7 protein-coding genes are annotated in these 8137 nt (G+C 56.6%); 4 read left to right on the forward strand and 3 right to left on the reverse strand.

Annotated features, from left to right (window positions below):
* Positions 1-123: 123 nt before the first annotated feature.
* From H065_RS0124570 to H065_RS0124580, 3 genes are all read right to left on the reverse strand, one after another.
* Positions 124-1107 carry an aldo/keto reductase gene (locus H065_RS0124570; protein ID WP_017815761.1) on the reverse strand — a complete coding sequence of 328 codons (984 nt, stop codon included), beginning with the start codon at positions 1105-1107 and terminating at the stop codon, positions 124-126.
* Complete coding sequence (locus H065_RS0124575; protein WP_017815762.1) at positions 1079-1492, reverse strand: MerR family transcriptional regulator; 414 nt, start codon at positions 1490-1492, stop codon at positions 1079-1081. Before H065_RS0124575 ends, H065_RS0124570 begins: the two co-directional genes overlap by 29 nt.
* A 112-nt stretch (positions 1493-1604) precedes the next feature.
* The gene (locus H065_RS0124580) at positions 1605-2480 is read right to left on the reverse strand and encodes a helix-turn-helix domain-containing protein (protein WP_017815763.1); all 876 of its coding nucleotides are present in this window, start codon (positions 2478-2480) and stop codon (positions 1605-1607) included.
* A gap of 124 nt (positions 2481-2604) precedes the next feature.
* Between H065_RS0124580 and H065_RS0124585 the strand changes: the two genes are divergently transcribed.
* From H065_RS0124585 to H065_RS0124600, 4 genes are read left to right on the forward strand one after another with little or no spacing between them, the layout of a single operon-like run.
* Positions 2605-3438 (forward strand): amidohydrolase family protein, encoded by an 834-nt coding sequence (locus H065_RS0124585; RefSeq protein WP_017815764.1) that lies wholly within the window; start codon positions 2605-2607, stop codon positions 3436-3438.
* Between the two features lie 41 nt (positions 3439-3479).
* Positions 3480-4448, forward strand: a complete 969-nt coding sequence (locus H065_RS0124590) for an aldo/keto reductase (protein WP_017815765.1) — start codon at positions 3480-3482, stop codon at positions 4446-4448.
* The gene (locus H065_RS0124595; protein WP_017815766.1) at positions 4445-5470 is read left to right on the forward strand and encodes a zinc-binding alcohol dehydrogenase family protein; all 1026 of its coding nucleotides are present in this window, start codon (positions 4445-4447) and stop codon (positions 5468-5470) included. The genes H065_RS0124590 and H065_RS0124595 overlap by 4 nt, the downstream gene beginning before the upstream one ends.
* A gap of 34 nt (positions 5471-5504) precedes the next feature.
* Complete coding sequence (locus H065_RS0124600; protein WP_017815767.1) at positions 5505-7853, forward strand: glycosyl hydrolase family 95 catalytic domain-containing protein; 2349 nt, start codon at positions 5505-5507, stop codon at positions 7851-7853.
* Positions 7854-8137 lie beyond the last annotated feature (284 nt).

The raw sequence follows: 8137 nt of genomic DNA on the forward strand, positions 1-8137 counted from the left end.
GACATAAAGAAAAGCTGTCGAGAGTTTCTCGACAGCCTGAGCATGTTTCCCGCTGCGGGAAACATGCTTTTTGTTTCAAAGTAAAGATGGAAATTCTACCTACCCGTCCAAACCCAAACTCGTTTACTCGGCGGACCAGTCGGGAATTTGTTCTTCCCGGTGACGGCCTCCCGCTGCAATACCTTTAGGCGAAACCTCTTCGATACGCGCCATTTCGGAAGGGGTCAGTTGGATTTCGGCGGAAGCTGCGTTTTCTTCCAAATACTTGACTCTTTTGGTACCTGGAATCGGCGTTACGCCTTGCGCGATCATCCAGGCCAAGGCAAGTTGGGAAGCAGATACGCCTTTTTCACCGGCCAAAGATTCAATATGCTGAACCAGATCCACGTTGCGTTGAAAATTCTCGCCCGTGAAGCGGGGCAGATAACGTCGGGCATCGTCTGGTGCGAGATCTTCGAAACGCTTGATCTGGCCGGTCAGAAACCCCCGTCCGAGTGGACTGTACGCGACAAATTCGATCCCAAGCTGCTCACATAACGGGAAAAGCTCATCTTCGGCCTCGCGGCTCCATAACGAATATTCGGTCTGAAGCGCAGTAATGGGATGGACGTCGTGAGCCCGCTTGATTTGATGGATCGAAGCTTCGGAAAGACCGAGATAACGGACTTTGCCTTCCTTGACCAGTTCACTCATAGCGCCTACCGTTTCTTCGATCGGAACGTTCGGATCAACCCGATGCTGGTAGTACAGATCGATATGATCTGTTCCCAAGCGCTTGAGGCTGGCTTCGCAAGCTTCCCTAACATACTCGGGCCGTCCGCTGATTCCGAGAAACGAACCGTCTTCCCCGCGCACGGAGCCAAATTTGGTTGCCAGTACGATTTCGGAACGACGTCCTTTAAACGCTTTTCCAATCAATTCTTCATTGGCGCCCACGCCATACGTATCCGCGGTGTCCAGAAAGTTCACGCCAAGATCGGCGGCACGGTGAAGGGTACGAATCGATTCCGAATCTTCCCGGCCACCATAGTATTCTGACATTCCCATACAGCCAAGACCCAGTACGGAGATTTCAAGTTCACTGTTCTTTAAGCGTTTGGTCTTCATTTAAGCTCACTCCTCGAGTCGATTCAATTAAATGTTTGAAGTTATTGACTTTGTAATTCAGTAAATCGAGAGTCTTCTGCATCTCTTCGATTTCTTTCTCAAACTGCTGCTGCTGATTGTAAAGAATCCGGTAGCAATGTTCGTATTGTCGGGTATCCGAGTAAGTTAAATACTCTTTGATCTCTTGAAGGGTCATGCTCGTTTTTTTGAGCTGCACAATAAACTGAAGCCGATGCAGATCTTTTTCGCTATAAATACGATGTCCGTTTGCCTTTTTGCTCGGTGCGGGCATCACTTTCGCTTTCTCATAAAAACGGATGGTATCGGAGGTTACTCCCGTAAGCTCACCCAGCTGTTTGATCGAATAAGTGGGGTTTGGATTCATTTTCGTTCACTACTTTCCGGAAAATATGGAGGGTATAACTCCCTGCGCATCGGGATATCCTCATCCTACTACTTGGAGAACACTCCAAGTCAAGCCGTGTTTTTCGGATTTTTTAAACACTCAAGTTCGCGGCATTTCGGTAGCTTTTTGGCGTCAGTCCCGTCAGCGTCTTGAACACCCGGTAGAAATGCGCCGGGGTCTCGTAGCCGCAGCTTCGGGACACTTCTTCGACCGTCAGTTCCGTGGCCCGCAGCAGTTCTTTGGCGCGGATCATCCGTTTGGCGTTAACGTATTGGGTCAGATTCATGGTCGTCAGCCGTTTGAATACGCGAGAGAAATGCGGAGCCGATACGTTGGCCTGCTGCGCCAGTGCGGCCAGACCGTTCTGCGCTTCGGGAGATTCGTCGATTCTGCGCAGCACGTCGTTCATCCAGACGGGGCCGACGGAAGCTTCGGCGGCGAGATCGAAGTCTTTTTCCGCCCAAATCAAACGATTGATCGCAAGCAGCAGCCGGGAAGTGATCCCTCTGACCGCTTCCCGAAAACCGGGCTGCCGCTCCCGCAGTTCGTTCCCGATCTGCTCCAGTGCCGATTCGACAACAGAAATCAACGACTCGGTCAGCTCGATCCGGTACGTTCTGCGCTGCCGCGCAAACTCGAACGCCAGCAGCGGATCGTACCCGTCTCCAAGCGAAGGTGCCGCAAGCAGCGACGGAGCGAAGAACAGCGCGGACGATACGATCGGATCTTCGTCGCGGGGCAGGGACCGGTGAATCGTATTGCCGGGAATGAGGAACAAGTCCCCGCGCTTTTTCTCATACCAATCCTGATCGATAAAAAACACGCCCTGACCCCGGTGGATATAGACCAACTCATAGCGGTCGTGCAGATGATCGGGCAGTTCGTCGTTTTGCTTTTTGGTGGTGAGATGGATCAATTCGAAAGGAAATAACGGTTCGCCTTCAAAAGGCTTGCGAATAGGCGGCATCGGCAGTTCTCCTCGGCAACAAAATCAAAAAAAGTTATAAAGATGCGGGAATCGGATATTTTCTAGCTCATTTTCTTACTATACACTGTTTATAGAACGCTTTCATTAGAAAGGGGGAGACTTGATGCGTATTGACGCCCATCAGCATTATTGGAAAATAACGCGCGGCGATTACGGATGGATTACGCCGGAGCTGCCGATTCTGTACCGCGACTTTCTGCCCGGCGATCTGGAACCGCTGCTGCGGGAAGAACGATTGGACGGCAGCATTCTGGTGCAGGCGGCGCCGACGATCGACGAATCGCGCTATCTGCTTGAACTTGCGGATCAGGATCCGTCCGTGCTTGGCGTCGTCGGCTGGCTGGATCTGCTGGACCCCGAGCACCGTACCCATTACGACGAACTGAGCGGGCACGCCAAATTCGCCGGATTCCGCCTGATGATCCAGGACATGCCGGATGTCTCCCGCATTCTGGAACCGGCGTTTGTGGAAGCTCTGCGAGGTTACGCCGACGAAGAGGTGCCGGTCGATCTGCTGCTGACGGCGGATCAGATGGAGACCGTGCTGGAGCTGCTGCGGCAGGTTCCACATCTGCGCGGCGTAATCGACCATCTGGCCAAGCCCGGTATCCGGCAGCGGCAGTTCGAACCGTGGGCAAGCCGGTTGAGCGCTCTGGCGCAGTTCCCGAATCTGTATTGCAAAGTATCGGGGCTCGTCACCGAAGGAGATGCCGAACAGTGGCAGATGGACGACTTCGTTCCCTATATCCGCCATGCGCTGCGGGTCTTCGGCCCGGAGCGCGTCTTGTTCGGCAGCGATTGGCCGGTCTGCCTGCTGGCGGCCTCGTATGGACAGGTCGCAGACATTCTGCTTCGCGCTCTTCCGGAAGAATGGGGCGAGCGGGAGAAGGCGCTGCTGTTTGGCGGGAACGCCAAAACTTTTTATAAGCTGAAATAAGGCCGTTTATCTGGTATCCGACAACAGGGAGGACCCTTCTTATGAAAACACGCAAACTCGGTTCGACCGGACTCGAAGTCTCGGCGTTAAGCTTCGGCGCGTCTTCGCTCGGTTCGGTATTCCGCGAGACGGAAGACCAAGAAAGTATCCGCACCGTGCACAGCGCGATCGACGCGGGGATCAATTACATCGACGTGTCGCCTTACTACGGCCTGACCAAAGCCGAGACGGTGCTCGGGCAGGCGATCCGCGAACTGCCGCGGGGCAAGTTCCTGCTCTCTTCCAAAGCCGGGCGCTACGGCGAGTCGGAATTCGATTTTACGGCGGAGCGGATCATGCGCAGCGTCGAAGAAAGCCTGAAGCGGCTGCATACGGACTATCTGGATGTCCTGTTCCTGCACGATATCGAATTCGTTCCGGCGGACGTGATCGTCGAAGAAGCGGTACCGGCCATGAATATGCTGAAAAAGCAGGGCAAGATCCGCTTCTCCGGTATCAGCGGGCTTCCGCTTGCGCTGTTCGAGCAGATGCTTCCGCAGATTGAAGTCGACGCGATCTTGTCATACTGCCATTATTCGCTGAATGACGATTCGCTGCTGGGACTGCTGCCGCTGCTTGAAGACCGGGGCGTCGGGGTCGTCAATGCGTCGCCGCTGTCCATGGGTCTGCTCGGTACCCGGGACGTGGCCGACTGGCATCCGGCAGGCGAGGACTTAAGAGCCGCCTGCCGCAGGGCAGCGGAGCACTGCGCGGCAAGAGGCGGCGATATCGCCAAGCTTGCGATCCAGTACTCGACGCGCAATGAAGAGATCCCCACGACGCTCGTCAGCACGGCGACACCGGCCAATATCGTCAAGAACGCGGCCTGGGTCGACGAACCGTTGGACGAAGAGCTGCTGCTTGAAGTGCTGGATATTCTGAAGCCGGTGCACAATAAATCCTGGACCAGCGGACGCCCGGAATACAACGGTGCTGCCGGAACGTCGGCAAACGAAGAAGGCCGCCGATGATCCGGGGCATCGTCTGCGAAGAGATCGGAAGTTTGGTCTGGCGCGAAGATCTGCCGGAGCCGAACCTTAAGCCGGGTTATGCGATCGTCCGTATTCGCCGGATCGGCATCTGCGGCACGGATCTGCATGCGTACCGGGGAAGACAGCCCTTTTTCGAGTATCCGCGTATTCTGGGACATGAACTTTCGGGAGTGATCGAAGAGATCGGCGAGAACGGGGCGGATCTGCGCGCCGGCGATCAGGTGAGTCTGATTCCGTATCTGCACTGCGGACAATGCGGGGCCTGCCGAAGCGGAAAGACCAACTGCTGCCGGCAGATGCAGGTATTCGGCGTCCATCTGGACGGCGGGATGCGGGAAGTTGTCTCGATTCCGGTGAGCCATCTGATCCGCACGGAAGGGCTGACGCTGGACCAGTCCGCGATACTGGAGCCGCTTGCAATCGGCGCGCATGGGATTCGGCGCGCCGGCGTGAAGGCGGGCGACACGGTGCTTGTCATCGGTGCAGGGCCGATCGGTCTCGGGGTCATGATCTTGGCCCGGCATGCCGGAGCGAACGTGATCGCAATGGATATCAACGAAGAAAGGCTCGATTTCTGCCGCTCCTGGGCGGGCGTGGAAAAGACGCTGACGGCGTCGGAAGATTCGCTCGCCCGGCTGGAAGAATGGACGAACGGCGAACTCGCTCCGATCGTGATCGACGCGACAGGCAGTGCGGAATCGATGAAACAGGCATTCCGCTTTGTTTCGCACGGCGGCTCGCTTGTATACGTAGGTTTGGTCAAAGGCGAGATCGCTTTCGATGATCCGCATTTCCACAGCCGCGAGATCACGCTGTCGGCCAGCCGCAACGCTACGCGGGAAGACTTTGATTTCGTGTTGGACGCCATGGCCGCGGGTATGATCGACACGGATCGATATATTACGCACCGGGCGTCTCTGGAAGAAGCGGCAGGGCAGTTCGATTATTGGCTGCAGCCGGAATCCAAAGTCATCAAGGCGATGATTGAAGTTGGCGGTTGAAAGAGGAACACGAGGTAAAGGAGGGGGAAATCGTATGAATCGAAACGGTTATACCCTGCATCGTCCGGCTTCGCGCTGGGAAGACGGGATGCTGTGCGGCAACGGCACGGTTGGCGTCATCGTCATGGGCGAGCCGGAACGCGAGCGGCTGATCTTGTCCCATGAGCAGCTGTTCATCCCGATGAACCGGCATGAACGGCCTATCGAAATGGGCGGCCGGCTGCCGGATATCCGGAGCCTGATCGCCGAAGGACGGGAAGACGAAGCAGCCGAGCTGCCCGTCGAGCTGTTCCGCCAATCGCACGGCGGCGCTTACGACCTGCTGTGGACCGATCCTTTTTTCCCGGCGGTCGAACTGACGATCCACACCCGGATGCCGGATATTGCCGTATCCGGCGGCGTGGGCGACTACGCGCGTTCGCTGAATTACGCAAACGGCGAAGCGGTCGTTGGCTTCCGCTTGGAAGGACGGAGCTGCGAGCGCCGCGTCTTCGTATCAAGGCAAGACAGCGTATGCGTGGTTCGGCTGAATACGGAAGACACATCGGCCGACTATGAGCTGTCGCTTGGACTGCCGCAGATTACGCAGGAAGGGCGGGACTTCTATGCGGAGTATTTCGGCATGGAACCCGTGTTCATTACCCACCCACAGGCTTACACGGATGCAGCGGTTTGCATCTGCGAATTCGGCGGTACCGGCAGCGGTTACGCCGCCGTCGCCACGGTTGCTTCCGGCGACGGCAAGGCGGTGGCCGGAGACGGAACCCTGTCGATCCACTCGACAGGTCCGGTCAGGGTGCTGCTGTCCCTGATTCCGGTGGAAGAGATACACTCGTTCTCCGCGCAGGAAGAAATCTCCAGGCTGCGTGCGCTGCCTGCTGATTACAGCGAACTGCTGCTGCGGCACGAATCGGTGCACAAAGAACGGTACACCCGGATCGATCTGCGCCTGGATAGCGATTCTTACGATTTGCGGACGCCGGAAGAGGCAGAGGCCGGAACTGCAAGCAGGGGGGACAGCGACAGCCGGAGCGATACAGGCGGAAGCGACGAGTCGCTGTGGATCGAAGCCCGGGCTTCGGCCGAAGCGCCGCCTGCTTTTCTGGAGAAAATGTTCCATGCGGGACGTTACGAGACCCTGTCGAGCTGCGGCGAATGGCCGCCGAATCTGCAGGGCGTCTGGGCGGGCAGTCATAACGTGCCGTGGTGCAGCGATTATACGCAGGACGGCAATCTGCCGACCGTGATTTCCGGACTGCTGCCAAGCGGGGATTTCGAGAGCCTGCTCTCGTATTTCGATTATCAAGAGAGCATGCTGGACCATTACCGCGAGAACAGCCGGGCGCTGTACGGCTGCCGGGGCATTCATATTCCGACCCGATCGAGCAGCACCGGCTACGATATCCATTTCAGCCCGGAATATCCGATGACATTCTGGACAGCCGGCGCGGCGTGGGCCTCCCATTTCTACTACGACTATTGGCTGTATACGGGAGACGATACTTTTTTCCGCGATCGGGCTCTGCCTTTTATGCGGGAAGCCGCGCTTTTCTACGAAGATTTCCTGATCGAGGACGGAGACGGACGCTGGCTGTTCAGTCCTTCGTATTCGCCGGAAAATACGCCGCTCGGCAGGAGCAATTCGACGGCGCTTAACGCCACGATGGATATCGCGGCCGCCAAAGAGCTGCTGCACCATCTGATTACCGGCTGCCGGACGCTTGGGATCGAAGACGACTCACTTTCCAAGTGGACCCAGATGCTCGCGAAAATGCCGGATTACCGAATCAACGCCGACGGCGCGCTGACGGAATGGGCTTCGCCTCTGTATGAAGATCGGTACGACCACCGTCACGCTTCGCATTTGTATATGCTGTATGCCGATATTCCGGAAGAGATCCGGCGTGATCCAATCTTGTACGCGGCCTGCGAGCAGGCATACCGATTGAAGCGGGAACTTAAAAAGAACGAGCAGGGCACAATGTCGTTCGGTCTCGTCCAGACCGGCATGGCGGCGGCTCACCTGCGCGACGCCGAGATGGTGGAAGCCATGCTCCAGTCGATGGCGCTCAATAATTATTACGTCACGTTCGCGTCTTCCCACGATTACGGTCCGACGCTGTTCAATGCGGATATCAGCGGCGGCGTACCGGCGCTCATGCTCGAAGCGATCGCGCAGGCCAGTCCGCGGACCGACGGGCACTCGGTCATCTGCGGGTATGAGATTCGCCTGCTGCCTGCCATTCCCAAAAGTATGCGCAGCGGGCAGGTGACCGGCCTGCGTCTTCGCGGCGGCTTCTCGCTGGACATGACATGGCAAAGCGGACAAGTGACGGATTACCGAATCCATAATCCGCTTGAGCGGGAGTACGAGGTGCAGTAAGGAACTTTGACGGAGCGATCCGATCTTTTAACCCGGACGAAATCCGCAAGAAGCCTGGCAAATGCCAGGCTTCAGGTTGTCGAGAAAGTCCTATTCGTTGTAGAAGCTTGTCGGCTGCGGGAGAAATTCGTTCCGGTCGCGTGTTGAAATCGGGAAAAAGGATTGGATTTTAGAGGAATTTTCCCGATTTTAAAGGCGAACACTATCGTTCCTTCACTGAATTTCTCCCTCCGCCTCCTCGCTTCACTTGGATTCAGACTTTCTCGACAGCTTTTCTTTATGTC

Source organism: Paenibacillus shenyangensis (assembly GCF_000346635.1).
Taxonomy (GTDB): Bacteria; Bacillota; Bacilli; order Paenibacillales; family Paenibacillaceae; genus Saccharibacillus; species Saccharibacillus dauci.